General features: G+C 70.6%; 13 protein-coding genes and 1 pseudogene. 8 read left to right on the top strand and 6 right to left on the bottom strand.

Annotation, left to right across the window (positions count from 1 at the left end):
- Positions 1 to 2 precede the first annotated feature (2 nt).
- Entirely contained in the window at positions 3 to 1,043 is a 1,041-nt protein-coding gene (locus tag FHX78_RS34405) for a helix-turn-helix transcriptional regulator (RefSeq protein ID WP_145871250.1), read from the top strand.
- 12 nt (positions 1,044 to 1,055) lie between these two features.
- On the top strand, positions 1,056 to 1,982 hold the full coding sequence (locus FHX78_RS34400) for a GNAT family N-acetyltransferase (protein ID WP_145871249.1): 927 nt from the start codon (positions 1,056 to 1,058) through the stop codon (positions 1,980 to 1,982).
- A gap of 144 nt (positions 1,983 to 2,126) precedes the next feature.
- Here the strand turns inward: FHX78_RS34400 and FHX78_RS34395 are convergent, their stop codons facing one another.
- Both FHX78_RS34395 and FHX78_RS34390 read right to left on the bottom strand, forming a co-directional pair.
- A complete protein-coding gene (locus FHX78_RS34395) occupies positions 2,127 to 2,942 on the bottom strand; it encodes an SAM-dependent methyltransferase (RefSeq protein ID WP_145871248.1) in 816 nt (271 codons plus the stop codon).
- Positions 2,943 to 2,994: 52 nt separating this feature from the next.
- Positions 2,995 to 3,870 carry a helix-turn-helix domain-containing protein gene (locus FHX78_RS34390; RefSeq protein WP_145871247.1) on the bottom strand — a complete coding sequence of 292 codons (876 nt, stop codon included), beginning with the start codon at positions 3,868 to 3,870 and terminating at the stop codon, positions 2,995 to 2,997.
- A 434-nt stretch (positions 3,871 to 4,304) separates the two neighbouring features.
- Here FHX78_RS34390 and FHX78_RS34385 point away from each other — a divergent pair, with 434 nt between their 5' ends.
- Positions 4,305 to 4,745 (top strand): ATP-binding protein, encoded by a 441-nt coding sequence (locus tag FHX78_RS34385; protein WP_373313067.1) that lies wholly within the window; start codon positions 4,305 to 4,307, stop codon positions 4,743 to 4,745.
- A gap of 122 nt (positions 4,746 to 4,867) precedes the next feature.
- Here the strand turns inward: FHX78_RS34385 and FHX78_RS34380 are convergent, their stop codons facing one another.
- Together FHX78_RS34380 and FHX78_RS34375 are read right to left on the bottom strand one after the other, a co-directional pair.
- Positions 4,868 to 5,194, bottom strand: a complete 327-nt coding sequence (locus FHX78_RS34380; protein WP_145871245.1) for a hypothetical protein — start codon at positions 5,192 to 5,194, stop codon at positions 4,868 to 4,870.
- A 155-nt stretch (positions 5,195 to 5,349) separates the two neighbouring features.
- Positions 5,350 to 6,180 (bottom strand): helix-turn-helix transcriptional regulator, encoded by an 831-nt coding sequence (locus tag FHX78_RS34375; RefSeq protein ID WP_145871244.1) that lies wholly within the window; start codon positions 6,178 to 6,180, stop codon positions 5,350 to 5,352.
- Between the two features lie 234 nt (positions 6,181 to 6,414).
- Between FHX78_RS34375 and FHX78_RS34370 the strand changes: the two genes are divergently transcribed.
- Both FHX78_RS34370 and FHX78_RS34365 read left to right on the top strand, forming a co-directional pair.
- Positions 6,415 to 7,872, top strand: a complete 1,458-nt coding sequence (locus FHX78_RS34370; protein ID WP_229924065.1) for an MFS transporter — start codon at positions 6,415 to 6,417, stop codon at positions 7,870 to 7,872.
- Between the two features lie 174 nt (positions 7,873 to 8,046).
- Positions 8,047 to 8,298 (top strand): annotated as a pseudogene (locus FHX78_RS34365) (aminoglycoside phosphotransferase); the annotation flags it as partial.
- Positions 8,299 to 8,415: 117 nt separating this feature from the next.
- Here FHX78_RS34365 and FHX78_RS34360 read toward each other — a convergent pair.
- The gene (locus FHX78_RS34360) at positions 8,416 to 9,273 is read right to left on the bottom strand and encodes a MerR family transcriptional regulator (protein WP_145871243.1); all 858 of its coding nucleotides are present in this window, start codon (positions 9,271 to 9,273) and stop codon (positions 8,416 to 8,418) included.
- 349 nt (positions 9,274 to 9,622) lie between these two features.
- Between FHX78_RS34360 and FHX78_RS34355 the strand changes: the two genes are divergently transcribed.
- The 3 genes from FHX78_RS34355 to FHX78_RS34345 all read left to right on the top strand — a co-directional run bounded on the left by FHX78_RS34355 (position 9,623) and on the right by FHX78_RS34345 (position 12,383).
- Complete coding sequence (locus FHX78_RS34355) at positions 9,623 to 10,531, top strand: alpha/beta fold hydrolase (protein WP_145872289.1); 909 nt, start codon at positions 9,623 to 9,625, stop codon at positions 10,529 to 10,531.
- Between the two features lie 24 nt (positions 10,532 to 10,555).
- Entirely contained in the window at positions 10,556 to 11,449 is an 894-nt protein-coding gene (locus tag FHX78_RS34350; protein ID WP_145871242.1) for a Vgb family protein, read from the top strand.
- 595 nt (positions 11,450 to 12,044) lie between these two features.
- Positions 12,045 to 12,383, top strand: a complete 339-nt coding sequence (locus FHX78_RS34345; protein WP_145871241.1) for an SH3 domain-containing protein — start codon at positions 12,045 to 12,047, stop codon at positions 12,381 to 12,383.
- A 524-nt stretch (positions 12,384 to 12,907) separates the two neighbouring features.
- Here FHX78_RS34345 and FHX78_RS34340 read toward each other — a convergent pair.
- Entirely contained in the window at positions 12,908 to 13,471 is a 564-nt protein-coding gene (locus FHX78_RS34340) for a hypothetical protein (RefSeq protein ID WP_145871240.1), read from the bottom strand.
- Between the last annotated feature and the right edge of the window lie 284 nt (positions 13,472 to 13,755).

Genomic DNA, 13,755 nt, shown 5'->3' with positions numbered 1-13,755 from the left:
GCATGCCGAAGACATCAGCGCGACTGCTGTCGCTGCTCTCCCTGCTCCAGGCACGCCGCGACTGGCCGGGCGCGCTGCTGGCCGAGCGGCTGGACGTCAGTCCGCGCACCGTGCGCCGTGACGTCGACCGGCTGCGCGAGCTGGGGTATCCGGTCGTGGCCTTCAAGGGGCCCGACGGCGGGTACCGGCTGGACGCGGGCACGCGACTGCCGCCGCTGCTGTTCGACGACGAGCAGGCCGTCGCCCTCGCCGTGGCGCTCCGGACCGCCGCCACCACCGGCGCCGGGGTCCGGGACGACGCGGCCCGCGCGCTGGCCACCGTCCGGCAGGTCATGCCCGCACGGCTGCGCCACCGCATCGACCTGCTCCAGGTGACCGCCGTCGAGCAGCCCACCGCCCGACCGCGCCCGCCCGTCGACGGCAGGCTGCTGATGACGCTGAGTTCCGCCGTGCACGCCCGCGAAGTGCTGCGCTTCGACCACACCCCCGCCACCCCGCCGGAATCCGGGTCCGGGGAAGCCACGCCGAGACGGGTGGAACCGCACCACCTCGTGACCTGGGGCGGGCGCTGGTACCTGGTCGCCTTCGACCTGGAGCGCGGCGACTGGCGCACCTTCCGCGCCGACCGGATCACCCCGCGCACCCCCACCGGGCCCCGGTTCACCCCGCGCGAACTGCCCGGAGGCGATGTGGCGGCCTTCGTCACCGACCGGTTCCGGGGCGGGGGCGGCAGCGGCGAGTGGCCCTGCACCGGCGAGGTGATCCTCTCCCTGCCCGCCGCCGCCGTCTCCCCCTTCGCCCATGACGGCGTCGTGGAGGAACTCGGCCCGGACCGCTGCCGGCTGGTCCTGGGCTCGTGGTCGTGGCCCGCCCTGGCCGCCTCCTTCGGCCGGTTCGACGCCGACATGGAGGTCGTCGGCCCGCCGCAGCTCAGGGACGCCTTCGCGCTCCTGGCGCGTCGCTGCGCCCGGGCCGCGGCCGATCCGCCCGCCCCGCGCGCCCCGGGTGGGAAAAGCCGTTGCGCCGCGGGCCCCGTCCCCTGACCCTTGGTCCTCATGCCCTACTCACCGCGTCCCGCGGCGCTCACCGACGCGCCCGCCATCACCGACCTGCTCAACAAGGTCGACGAGATCGAGATCGGCCGAGCCGAGACCGACCTGCACACCGTCGAGGCCGACCTCAAGCGTCCGGGAATCGATCTGGAGCGCGACTCCTGGCTGGTGGAGGACGACGGCCTACTGGTGGCGTACGGGTTGCTGTGGGACGAGTCCGGCGGTGAACGCATCGGCATCGACCAGTACATCCTGCCCGAACACCAGCGGCCCGCCGCCCTGATGCTGGAAACGATGGAGGCCAGGGCGCTGGAGAAGGCCCGGGAGAACGGCGCCGGGCGGGCCGTGGTGCACCTGCACCTCAATGTGGCGCCCACCCTGGACACCGCGCTGCTCCGGGCGCGGGACTGGCGGGTCGTACGCCGGTACCACGTACTGAGCCGGCCGGTGGACCCCGCCCAGGACCTGCCCCCCGAGGTCCCCGCCGGTGTCCGGGTGCGCGACTGCGCGGCCGAGGCGGACCGGTTGCGCGTGCACGAGCTGTACCAGGCGTCGTTCGCCGACCACTTCGGCTTCCAGCCTCGCGCGTACGACATGTGGCTGCACGACATGGACGCCGAGGGGCTGGACTGGTCCCTGATGTGGATCGTCTCCACCGACGAGCTGGGCGACGCGGGCTTCCTGCTGGCGCGCGACGACCGTGAGGCCATGGGGTGGATCCGCGCTGTCGGTGTGCTGCCCGCGGCCCGTGGCCGGGGCCTGGGCGGCTTCCTGCTGCGGCACGCCTTCGCGGCCTTCGCCGCGCGGGGGCGGGACACCGTCGGGCTCGGTGTGGACACGGAGAACGCCACCGGAGCCCCCCGCCTGTACGACCGCAACGGGATGGCGGTCCACTACGCCGTCGACACCTGGGAGACGGTGGTGAGCTGAGGTCGCCGCGGCCGGCGGGCGCGGTCTCCACCGGCGTACGGGTCCGGGCGGCCTCGGCACCGGCCCCCGGCCGACTGCCGCACCCCCCGGCCCCGGACCCCCGCCCGCGACCGCGACCGCGACCGCGACCGCGACCGCCGGACCCTACGGCTTGCGGGCGACCGCTCCGTACATCCCGATGTCCGCGTCGCGGATGCCCTGTTCGCCGGTGCCGTCCGGGTGCCACTTGTGCACCTGGACGATGCCCGGCTCGACCAGGTCCAGGCCCTCGAAGAACTCGTGGGCCTCGTCAATGGTGCGCAGTCGCATCGGCATGTTGCGGGCCGCGTACTCGCGGGCCACCCGCCCGATCTCCTCGGGGGCGAACTCCGCCGTGCCGATGGACATCGCCAGGCAACTGCCCGACGGGAGCGGCTCCAGCAGCCGCCGGACGATGCCGACGGCGTCGTCCTCGTCGAGGACGAAGTGGACGATGGCGATGACCGTCAGGGCCACCGGCCGGTCCAGGTCGAGGGTCTCCCGCAGTTCGGGGGCGTCGAGGATGCTCGCCGGGTCACGGAAGTCGGCCTCGATGTACGAGGTCCGTCCCTCGGGGGTGCTGGAAAGGAGCCCCTGGGAGAGGGTGAGGACGATGGGGTCGTTGTCGACGTAGACCACGCGTGACTCCGGAGCCACCGACTGGGCGATCTCGTGAAGGTTCGGGGAGGTGGGGATGCCGGTGCCGATGTCCAGGAACTGGCGCATCCCCGCTTCCTCGACGAGCCAGCGCACGGCCCGGTTCATCCAGTCCCGGTTGGCGCGCATGTGGACGGGCAGCGCGGGCCACTCCCGTGCCATGGCGTCGCCCGCCTCCTGGTCCGCCGGGTAGTAGTCCTTGCCACCGAGGATGTAGTCGTAGATCCGCGCGGAGTGCGCGTTCTCGGTGTCGATGCGGTCGGCCGACCATCCACTCTCGGGCACGGGGTGTCTCCTTCGTCTGTCGGCTGTCCGGGCGGGGGCTCCGCCGGGGGGCTCACAGGTCCTTGCGGATCCGGTCGAGAACGGCCTCGGTCCTCTTCGTGGGCGTGGCCTGGGCGCTCACCCGGTCGAGGGCCTCGCGGTACACCACCACGTCGTCGCCCTTGTCGAGGTAGACGGCGCCCACCAGACCGTCGAGGTAGACGACGTCGGGCAGTTCACGGGCCCGGAAGCGGAAGAGCTGGAAGGCGCCGGCCCTCATGGCCGGGTGCGGGCCGTTGGCGAACGGCATGATCTGCAGCGTCACATGGGGCAGTCGCTGGACCTCGATGAGGTGGTCGATCTGGTCGCGCATCACGTCCGCGCCGCCGACGGGCCACCGCAGCACCGTCTCGTCCATCACCACCCACACCCGCGGTGGCGTCCGCCGTGTCAGCAGTTCCTGCCGGCGCATCCGCAGCGCCACCCGGCGCGCGGTCGCCTCGGCCGGGGCGTGCGGGTTGGCCGCGGTCAGCAGGGCACGGGCGTACGCCTGCGTCTGCAGCAGTCCGTGGACGAACTGGCTCTCGTAGGCGCGGATCTGCAGCGCCGCCTGCTCCAGGCTCAGATAAGCGGCGAACCAGTCCGGCATGACGTCACGGTAGGTGTGCCACCAGCCCCGTTTGTTGGCCTCGCGGACGGACTTCAGGAAGGTGTCGATCTCCTGCTCGTCCGTCACGCCGTAGACCCGCAGCAGTTTCTCGGCGTCCGCCAGTCGGAGGCGGGCCACCTTGGCGGCCTCCATGCGGCGGATCGTGGAGTGGCTGACCCCGATGGCCGCCCCTGCCTCCTCGTAGGTCAGGCCGGCCCGGCCGCGTAACTCCTCGAGCTGTCTGCCGAGGATCATGCGCAGGACGGATGGGGCACCGCCCCAGTCGGTCTCCCCGGTCACGCCTCGCCCCCTCGCGTCGGGTGTTCCGCGCTCACCGTCTCATGTGCGCACCCGGTACGGACACATGCGATCACCTGTCGTCGCAAGCAGCATGCACGCTGTCGAATGCAATTTTCAACTTGCCGGTTGCGAGCTGAGGTTGACGGGTGCCAGAGTGTCCCCACCGTCCCCCGGCCCGCTGAAGGGCCGTGCAGCACCGGCCGGTTGACCATGGCCGGTACGTGACGGACCCCCCAGGTGCGCAGGCAGACGAAAGGCCCACGGAGATGGCTCGGCTCCCCTTACCCAGCCCGCCGCGGCACGCCACGGACGAGCCCTCCCCCAGATCACCCGGAGGCGAGCCAACGGCTCCACTCCCCCAGCCGGACGGCTTCGGCCGCCTCGCCTCCGGGCTCTCCACGTCCCGACCCCCGCGTGAGACCCGCGCGTTCGACCTGTCGGCGTCCCCGGCGTCCGTGCGCACCGCCCGCGAGGGCGTGCGCGAACTGCTCACCGCGCGCGGTGTGGACGACGAGGTGTGCGACAACGCTGTCATCGTGACCTCGGAACTCGTCACCAACGCGCTCACCCACTCGGCCGGCGACCGGATCGTGTGCCGGGTGCACGTGACGGCGGACCTGGTCCGCATCGAGGTCGAGGATCAGGCCCGCGGACCCGAACTGCCCCTGCTCCGCAGGCCGGGCCCCGACGACCAGAACGGGCGCGGGCTGCTCCTGGTGGACGCGCTCAGCAGCGATTGGTCGGTCAGCCGCGTAGCGGGCGGGCACGGACGCGTCGTCCGGGCCCAGCTCGACCTGTTCCCCCGGCCCCGGCCCCGGCGGACGACGCGCCCCGAACGGCCGTCTCCGGGTCGTCGTCCTTCCAGTTCTCCTTGACGAGAACTGCGCGTCCGAGGACTCCTGACAGAACACTCGCGGAAGCTCCTGGCAGGACGGCGCGGACTCGGCACCCGCCGGTCCACCAGGAGCCCGTCCGCGTCCGCGGCGCCCCGGGACGGCTACCAGCAGGGGCTGCCGTCGTCCTCGCGCCAGGCAATGTCCGTCACGTACATGGGCTGCGTGAAGTAACTGCCGTGGTTGCTGCTCACGCACGCCGTGCGGGCGGGGCCCTGCTCCCCTTCGGCGATGACGACGTACGTCATCGTGACGTCCTGGGACGTGTAGTTGTAGAAGATGTGGCCGACGGCGCTGCCCGACCATTTACGGTCGGTCACCAGCGACGGCTGCATGTCCGTGTCGCCGTACCAGTACTCGGGCCAGACGCAGAACGTGCCCGTCTGGCAGTTCCCGGGCGCCCACGCCGACGCGGCGGGCGCGGATGCCATGACACCGAGGAAAGCTGCGGGTATCGCTGCGAGGGCGAGGGACCGTAAACGCATGGAAGGCTCCATTCTCAGGACGTCAGGCGCATGATCACAGCGAATATGTTGAAGCGTCAAGCGTCCGTTCCCGGCCTCCCCGAGCTGAAACGGTCTGCGGTCTACGGCATCAGGGTCCGCAGGGCATCGGCGGAGCCGGGGTCGTTCGGGGTGTAGAACTCCAGGCGGTGGTCGGGGCTGTCGGGTTGGAGCCAGACCTGGTAGGTGACGCTCAGAGCGCCGGCGGTCGGGTGCTGGATGTGCATGGCGGCGGTGGTGCAATCGCGGACTTCGCCCGCGGCCCACAGCCCGGCGAACGTGTCGCTGCCCATCATGATCTCGCCGAGCAGAGCGGCGAGCCGCGCGTCGGTGGGGTAACGGCCCGCGGTGAGCCGCAGGTAGCCGACGTGGATCTCGGCCAGCTCGGACCAGTTGCGGTAGAAGTCGGTCGCGAGCGGGTCCAGGAAGAAGGCCCGCGGGACGGACGGCCGCCGGTCCGGGTCCTGCGGGGCGTCGAACGCGAGGCCCTCGCCCAGCAGGGCGTGCCCGGCGCGGTTCCAGTCCAGGATGTCCCCGCGGCGGCCGAGGAGCACCGCGGGCGTGGCCTGGTCCAGGGCGGCAAGGAGGGCGCGGTCGCGATCGTGCGGCGTCTCGTCCGGGGGCTCGCTCAGGCCGGAACGGCCGGACTGCCGGGCGAGATTGTGCAGGTGGGCGCTCTCCACCTCGTCCAGCCGCAGCACCCGCGCCAGCGCGTCCAGCACCTGCTCGGAGGCGGACTCGGCCAGCCCCTGCTCCAGGCGCGTGTAGTAGCCGGCGCTGACCCCGGCGAGCTGAGCGAGCTCCTCGCGCCGGAGTCCGGGGACGCGTCGCGAGGTGCCGTACGTGCGCAGTCCGATCTCGGCGGGCGTGATCCGGTCCCGACGGTTCTTCAGAAACGCTCCCAGGCTCTCCATGGCGTCGACGGTAGGTCGTGGATCGCGCCGGTGGGGGCGCTGAGGGTGTACCTGTCGGGTGTACCCACAGGGGTGGGATGGCTGAGGGGCGCGCCGGCGCCGAGCGTGATGGCCATGACGACGAAGAAGACGCACAAGCAGCGAGAGCGCACGCGGTCGGCAGCCGCCGGACGGTCGGATGTCCGCTCCTGGCTCGGCCTGTTGGTGGTTCTCGGTCCGGTCCTCCTGGTCTCCATGGACGGGTCGATCCTCTTCCTGGCGATGCCACGGGTCTCCCAGGCCCTCACCCCGACCGCCGACCAGGCACTGTGGATCCTGGACAGCTACGGCTTCGCCGTCGGCTCCCTGCTGATCGCGTTCGGCACCATCGGCGACCGGTACGGACGCCTGCGGCTGCTGACCGTCGGCGCGGCCGCTTTCGGGCTGGCTTCCACCGCGGCGGCGTTCGCCCCGACACCGGAACTGCTGATCGTGTGCCGGGTGATGATGGGTGTCGCCGGTGCCACCCTGCTGCCCTCGGCGCTTGCCGTGCTGAGCGAGTTGTTCCCCGAGCCGCGTCGCCGGGCGCGGGCCATCGGGATCTTCGCGGCCGCGTTCGCCGCCGGGTTCGCGGTCGGTCCGGTCGTCGGTGGGCTGCTGCTGGAGCGGTTCTGGTGGGGCTCGGTGTTCCTGGTGAACCTGCCGGTCATCGCCCTGTTCCTGGTCTTCGCTCCGGTGCTGCTCGGCGAGGTCCGCGCCGCTCACCCCGGACGCGTCGACGCGCTCAGCGTGGCCACCTCGGCGGCCGGGCTGTTGTTCACCATCTACGGCCTGAAGCACGTGGCTGCCGAGGGGATCGCCGCCCTGCCGGTCGGCGCGATGGCCGGCGGTGCCGTTCTGCTGGTCTGGTTCGCGATCCGACAGCGCCGGCTCGCGCACCCGCTGATCGATTTCTCGCTCTTCCGGGACCGTGTCTTCACCATCGCGATCATCACCGGGCTGCTGCCGCTGGCCGCCTGGTCGGCGGCCGCCTACCTGGCCGGGATCCACCTGCAGTCCGTCCTCGGCCTGGACGTCCTGCACACCGCCCTGCTGGCGCTCCCCGGGGCAGCGGTTCTCACCGTCACCTCCGTCGTGGTCCCGGGGATCGTCGACCGCCTCGGCAAGCGGGCGGTGCTGGTCGCCGGCCACTTCGCCATCGCCGCCGGCCTCCTGGCGCTGCTCGCCACCAGCGTCACCGGCGGCATCGGCTGGTACGTCGCCTCCACCGCCGTCGCCGGGATCGGCTACGGCATCTCCTTCGCGGTGGTCGCCGACACCGCGGTCGGCGCGGTCCCCGCGGAGCGGGCCGGTGCGGCCGGCGCCATCGCCGAAACCAGCAACGAGATCGGCAACGCCCTGGGCATCGCGCTCCTCGGTTCGCTGGCCGCGTTCGTCTTCCGCCTGCAGGGACCCGGCCTGGCCCCCACCCTCGACGAGACCCTCCAGCTCCCGGGCCTCGGCGCGGCGGTGGCCGCGGACGCCAAGGCGGCCTTCGTGACCGGCCTGCACATCGTCGCGATCACCGCGAGCGCGCTGCACGCCGCCCTCGGCGCGGCGGCCCTGCGCTGGCTCCCGAAGGGGGAGCCGGACGGCACGCCCGATGCCTCGGTCGACCCCGTGCCCGCCTCGGACCACCTGCAGGCCACGGACCAACTGGAGGCCAAGGCCTGACGACGCCCCTCCCGGTCCTTCCGGGCTTCGATCGAGCCCGAGGTCGGAGGTAACGCCTCCCGCCCGTCAGCACCCGTCTCGTGCCGGCCCCGGCCCGCGCCCATGGAGCAGGCAGGGCGGCACCTCGTACCGGAGTCGTTGGCGTCGGTACCCGCCCCGGTACTGTGGCTGCGCATGACCGACTCCGAAATCGAGATCACCGCGGATCTGGTCCACGCCCTGCTGCGGGAACAGCACCCTGACCTCGCGGGGCCGGCCATCCGGGAAGTACCGGGCGGGTGGGACAACCAGCAGTGGCGCCTCGGGGACGAACTGGCCGTGCGCATGCCGCGTACGGAACAAGCTCCTGACCTCCAGCGCGAGGAGCGCCGGTGGCTGCCCCTCCCGACCACCACAACAGCTCTTCGAACACGCACTCCTCAGCGCTGAGGCAGCGGCTCTGTCTAGCGGTGTTCGCGACGGCCCTCGGCAGCACCGTAGTTATGTTCATGCTGTTCCGTCCCGAGCTGCTCCTGTTGGGCTCGCCCCGAGCGCCGATTCCGGTCAGCAGGTCCGTGGGGTGTCGCCGTCCCGATCGGCCGAGTGCAGCAGTTCGATGACACGTTCCTCGTACCGGACGCGGGCCGGGGAGAAGTCGTACGGCATCTTGCCGATGGCCTCCATCGGGCTCATCCTCGCCTCACCTTCCTCCTCGCCGGCGTGCTCGTCCTCCTGGTCCAGGAGGACGTCGAGGGCCTCGTCCAGGCCGGATCCGTCGATGGCGGCTCCCAAGGCGGTCTCATGAGCACACCGCTGGGCGGCCAGGTCTTCGACGCGGGGGTCGTCGGGAGACATGGTGTCGTCCAGGACCGCCTCGGCCTCGGCCAGGCGGTCCTCCTCGGCCCGCAGCTCGGGGTGGGTGGCCAGGACGATGAACCGGTTGGCCTGGACGGCGGCGCCCAGGGAGCCGAAGATGCGCTCCGTGACCAGAAGGGTGTCGAGATCGGCCGGGCGCAAGGACCCGGGCGGCAGATCGTGCAGGCGGCCACTGACCAGCGGTGAGAGCAGGCCCAGGGGACTGCCCACCTCGCGGAGGCGGTGCACGGCGGCCAGCTGGGCTTCGATGGCGGCCGCCTTGGAGACGAGGGACTCCTCCAGCCGGGCCAGGGACTGCTCGATACCGGTGGCGCCCTCGAAACCGGCCCGGATGTCGTCCAGAGGGATACCCGCATCAGCCATCTTGCGGATCCACAGCAGGCGGATCATGTCGTCGTACACATAGCGGCGGCGGTCGTCGCTGCCGCGTTCCGGTTCGGCGAGGAGCCCGATGGCGTGGTAGTGGCGGATGGCTCGGGGTGTGGTCCCGGCGAACGCGGCGGCGTCGCCGATCTTGACCCGGCGGGGAATCGCAGGAAGGGGCATGCGAGGGAACCTCTCAATGTCGTGCTCGCCGCCTACTGGACCACATGCCGCTAGGGCACATGCAAACCCCGCTGCGCAGGCGTGCCCCGCGCACCCGCGCCGTCAAGGGTCGTACGGATCGCTGCACGGGAAGAGAACGTCCCGGACAAGCAGACTGGGGAACGGAGCAAGGATGGGGAATCAGAGCAGGGGTGGGGAATCCAGTCGATGAGTGCCCTCAGGGCGGCGGCGTCCCTGGTCACAGGCGAGTGGTGAACCGGCCGTCGGGTGCGCCAACCGCCTCGTGCAGAACGCCTTCCTGCGAGAAAAGCAGTTGCCCTCGCCGTCTCCTCGCGGACAGGGTGCGGTGGTGACCGGAACAGAGATCGAGATTCCCGTCAAGGACGGTGTCCTGTCCGGTGTGGACTTCGGCGGTCACGGTGAGGGCGTGCTGCTTGTCCACGGCAGTGGACACAACGCCGCCGCCTGGAGGGATGTGGCGTCGCATCTGGTGGGCGAGTGCCATCCGATCGCCCTCGACCTGCGTGGTCATGGCCGGACCCGGCTCGACTCCACCAGTTCCGAACAGTACTGGCGGGACATCGGTGACGTCGTCACCGCGCTGGCCTGGGACCGCCCCGTGCTGGTGGGCCATTCCACCGGCGGGTACGCGGTAACGGCCGCCACCGCCTGCGGTCTTGTGGAACCGGCCGCCCTCTGCATCGTGGACGGCGTGGTGCTCGACGACCGTGACGCGTCACTCGCCCAGCATGCCGCCGTACGGACCACCGAGGCGATGGACCGTTTACGGACCGTGTTCCGCTACGGCTGGGAGGCCGGAGACGACCGGATGCGTGCCTACGTTGAGCAGTGCGTGCGGGAGGCCGGTGGGGACCGGCTCAACGCGGGGGCACGGCCCGGACTCGTCGAGGAGGTCACGCGGCGCTCCTTCATGCGTCGCGGTCACTGGTGGGTACGGCGGCCGACCATCGAGGAGGTCGCGACTGTCGCTGCCGTGGAGCCCGATGCGGAAGTCCTCCCGGCCGTCGATGTGTACGACCGCGTCACCTGTCCGATGACGATCGTGCTGGCCGAAGACGGCTTCTACGCCTCGCGGCGCGACGAGGTGCGTGCCGTCGTCGATGCCGTCCCCGACCGCCGGCTGATCGACATCGACTCGAACCACAACGTCCCCATGACCCGGCCTGCCGACCTCGCCACGATCATTCTCGACCTGGTGCGAGACCGAACTGCGGGATCGGTCAGGAACGTCGATTGATCCCGCCCTCATAAAGGAGTTGCTGTGCACCATTCCGATGCCCCGGCCATCAGGGAGATCCCCGTGGGAGACGAGGGGGCCGGGCCTTACGGCATCACGACCGGACCTGACGGTGCGCTGTGGATCACCCTTGTCCACAGTGGTCGCATCGCGCGTCTCGACCTCGACGGCGAACTCGCCGAATACTCCCTGGACTCGCCCGAGTGCCGCCCCATGATCATTACTTCTGGGCCCGACGGAGCGCTGTGGTTCACCCGGTCCCAGGACCACCGGATCGGCCGCGTCACCGTCGACGGTGAAACGGAGTCCTTCCCTGTACCGACGCCCGGCAGCGGCCCCTTCGGCATCACGGCCGGTCCGGACGACGCGATGTGGTTCACGGAGATGAACACCGACCGTATCGGCCGCGTCACCAGCACCGGAGAGGTCACCGAGTTCGTCGTTCCCCATGCGGGTGCCTTTCCCTCGGCGATCACCGCCGGCCCTGATGGGGCCCTGTGGTTCACCCTCAACCAGGCGAACGCGATCGGCCGCATCACCGTCCACGGAGACATCCTGATGTACCCGCTCCCCACGACCGGCGCCGCACCCGTGGGCATCACCAGTGACGGCACCGCCTTGTGGTTCGTCGAGATCGCAGCGGGCCAGATCGGCAGGATCTCGGTGGATGGCGAGATCAAGGAGTTCCCGCTCCCCGACCGCGCGGCCAAACCACACGCCATCGTCGCGGCCTCCACCGGGGAGTGCTGGTTCACCGAATGGGGAGCCAACCGCGTCGGCCGCATCACCGAGAGCGGCGAGATCGCCGAGTACAGCCTGCCGTCACCGTCGTCCGAGCCGCACGGCATCGCCCTGGGTCCCGACGGCGCTCTGTGGGTGGCCCTCGAAACGGGAGGGGTCGCGCGGGTGGAACGGTAGCGGGTGCACGTCCGCGTGGCGTCGGGGCCGTCGTACGCGGCCGACCGGCCTGGGCCCGCTCCTCGGCCTCGTCGTGCGGCCCGGACGTGGGGTGGGGGTGCCCCCGGCGAAGCCGGAGGGAGAGGCGACCACCGTCCGGGACCAGCTCGGCCGGTTCCTCGCCCGCTGCTTGTGCAGAGGCAGTCGGTGCCGCCGGTCCGCGAAGCCGGCCTCGTTCCGGGCCGCCAGGCGCCACCGGCACGTGACGCCCGATCAGGTTGCCGCGCAAAAGGGCCTGGCGGTCGGGCACACACGGCCGCCAGGCCCTCTACCCCCTGCAGTGCGGTCCGTGATCAGCCCACTCCTGTCAGAGTCGGCAAGTCCGGCATCTCCTTCGACAGTCGTATCGTCTCTGTCCGGTCCCCAGTCCGGACGAGGCGCTGACCAGCCCGGACAGTCGGCGCCTGTCCGGGACAACCCGTTGCTGTTGCTTCATCCTTCCCGCAGCCAGCAGCGTGTGCCGTGCCTCGCCGGCCGAACCGCCGCACTGCTGCGGAGATCCGTCACGGCCACGAAGCACGCATCGTTTCCACGACATCTGGGGGTACGAACCAGCATGAATCGAGTAGTCCGCCTGTTCACGGCCGGAGCCGCCCTGGCACTGGCAGCGGCAGTACAGATGGCACCTACGGCAACTGCTGCGGAAACCGCCGCCTGCGGCGTCAGTGCACCCGACAGGGACACACGCTCGTACGGGCAGTACTTCACGCAGGACGTCTACCTCCGCAACGGCCCGGGCTGGGAATGCGACATCATCGGCCAGGCCACCACGGCCAACAACGTCGACTACCACTGCACCACCGGCGGGTTCACGTACCTGCGTACGGCGTCGACGAAGTACGGCTGGGTCTACAACGGGTACCTGGTGAACGGCGGTACCAACGTTCAGTGCTGAGCCATCGGCGACTGACGTGATGGTGCCCGACGGGCCACCGCCGGGCAGCCGGTGCGGCCACTGACTCCTGGCCCGGTGTACTGCTTGGCGCCGTGAAAGGCACCCTCGGCCTGTTGCCCACTCGGGCCGCCTTCGGGCCTCGGGCCTCGACGCCGGCACAGACGACAGGCCCCCGTCGGGATCGGCGGGGGTCTTGTCGGACGTGCTGTCAGTCGGTCCCCTGCGGAGATGTCGCGTCGAGGAATCGGCGACCGCGCACAGGTGGGCGCAACCCGAGGTTACCCAGCGCACGCCTGTGGCCAATCTCGACGCTCGACCTCATAGACGTCAACTGCTCGCCCCGACTGGCCGCTTACGAATATCGGTCGCCCAACGCGGAGTCCCCAGCGCGGAGTCGCTGCGAATGCACTCGGAACCGGTTCGTGAGCACACAGGTCCCCGTACGCTCCCCGCGCCTACTGAGGTGCGAGGGAGGACGGGAACGCACGCTTCAAAGTACGCCGCAGGGAGCCAACCGGAAGGCCTCAGCAATTCGTGATCGAGTGCACCGGCGCCCAGTCCACGTGATATCCCTGCATGCTGAAGGCGGCAGGCATCTTCCACGGGGGACGCATGCTGTCCACCCAGTGGAGTGTGGGGGCCGTGCCGGGGGTCTGGTTGTTCATCCAGGAACCCTCGCCGCGCCAGGGGATGAAGTAGTTGTCGCAGGTGTACATCCCTATGACGTCACCCGTGCCCCACTGGCCCCGATAGGCACAGAACCATCCGTCGAGGGCCCAGTAGTCATCGCACGCCGCCACTTGGTACTCGGCTCTGCCGGCTCGTACGAGCTGCCGTGGCTGCGACTCCCCGGGGACCGTGACGTTCAGCACCGCCCCACCCATGTCGATCTGATTCGGCGATACCTGCGTCCCCTTGTCGCCCAGCTCGGTCAGGTACCCGTCGACCTTGTTCTGCAGCGCCGCCGCCTGCCCGTCGGACAGACCCGCCGCCTGCGCCTGCGCGACGAACCCTGAACGGGCCGGCGCCTCAGCAGCCGTGCTCTGTCCGACCGCCAGCAGTAGCCCTGCCACCACGGCAATCGCCATTAATGGAAATCTTGGAATCAAGACACGCCTCTTCCTTGCGGGACCATTCCGCGAACGCGTATGGCCACGTGATGACGGGCCGGACGGCCCCCATGAAGGGTGACTGATCCATTCGCTCTCGGCCGTACGTTTCGAAAATCCTCGAAGCGTCCACAAAAAATGAGTACATGAGCTGTTTCTGACGGCGGGAACGCTCGCCACGGCCCTGGGCGCCCTGGTCATGGCCCCCTTCGACGGATCCATCGGCAACGGCCTCGGCGCGACCATCGTGGCCCCGGTGGTGG

Origin of the sequence: Streptomyces capillispiralis (assembly GCF_007829875.1) — a bacterium.
Classification (GTDB): domain Bacteria; phylum Actinomycetota; class Actinomycetes; order Streptomycetales; family Streptomycetaceae; genus Streptomyces; species Streptomyces capillispiralis.
This window is presented reverse-complemented; position numbering and strand designations above follow the sequence as displayed.

Excerpts from the sequence above, each read along its gene's own strand:
- FHX78_RS34405 (WP_145871250.1), top strand. The coding sequence starts at position 3 with ATGCCGAAGACATCAGCGCGACTGCTGTCGCTGCTCTCCCTGCTCCAG.
- FHX78_RS34400 (WP_145871249.1), top strand. The coding sequence starts at position 1,056 with ATGCCCTACTCACCGCGTCCCGCGGCGCTCACCGACGCGCCCGCCATC.
- FHX78_RS34380 (WP_145871245.1), bottom strand. The coding sequence starts at position 5,194 with ATGGCATCCGCGCCCGCCGCGTCGGCGTGGGCGCCCGGGAACTGCCAG.
- FHX78_RS34375 (WP_145871244.1), bottom strand. The coding sequence starts at position 6,180 with ATGGAGAGCCTGGGAGCGTTTCTGAAGAACCGTCGGGACCGGATCACG.
- FHX78_RS34370 (WP_229924065.1), top strand. The coding sequence starts at position 6,415 with ATGGACGGGTCGATCCTCTTCCTGGCGATGCCACGGGTCTCCCAGGCC.
- FHX78_RS34360 (WP_145871243.1), bottom strand. The coding sequence starts at position 9,273 with ATGCCCCTTCCTGCGATTCCCCGCCGGGTCAAGATCGGCGACGCCGCC.
- FHX78_RS34345 (WP_145871241.1), top strand. The coding sequence starts at position 12,045 with ATGAATCGAGTAGTCCGCCTGTTCACGGCCGGAGCCGCCCTGGCACTG.
- FHX78_RS34340 (WP_145871240.1), bottom strand. The coding sequence starts at position 13,471 with ATGGCGATTGCCGTGGTGGCAGGGCTACTGCTGGCGGTCGGACAGAGC.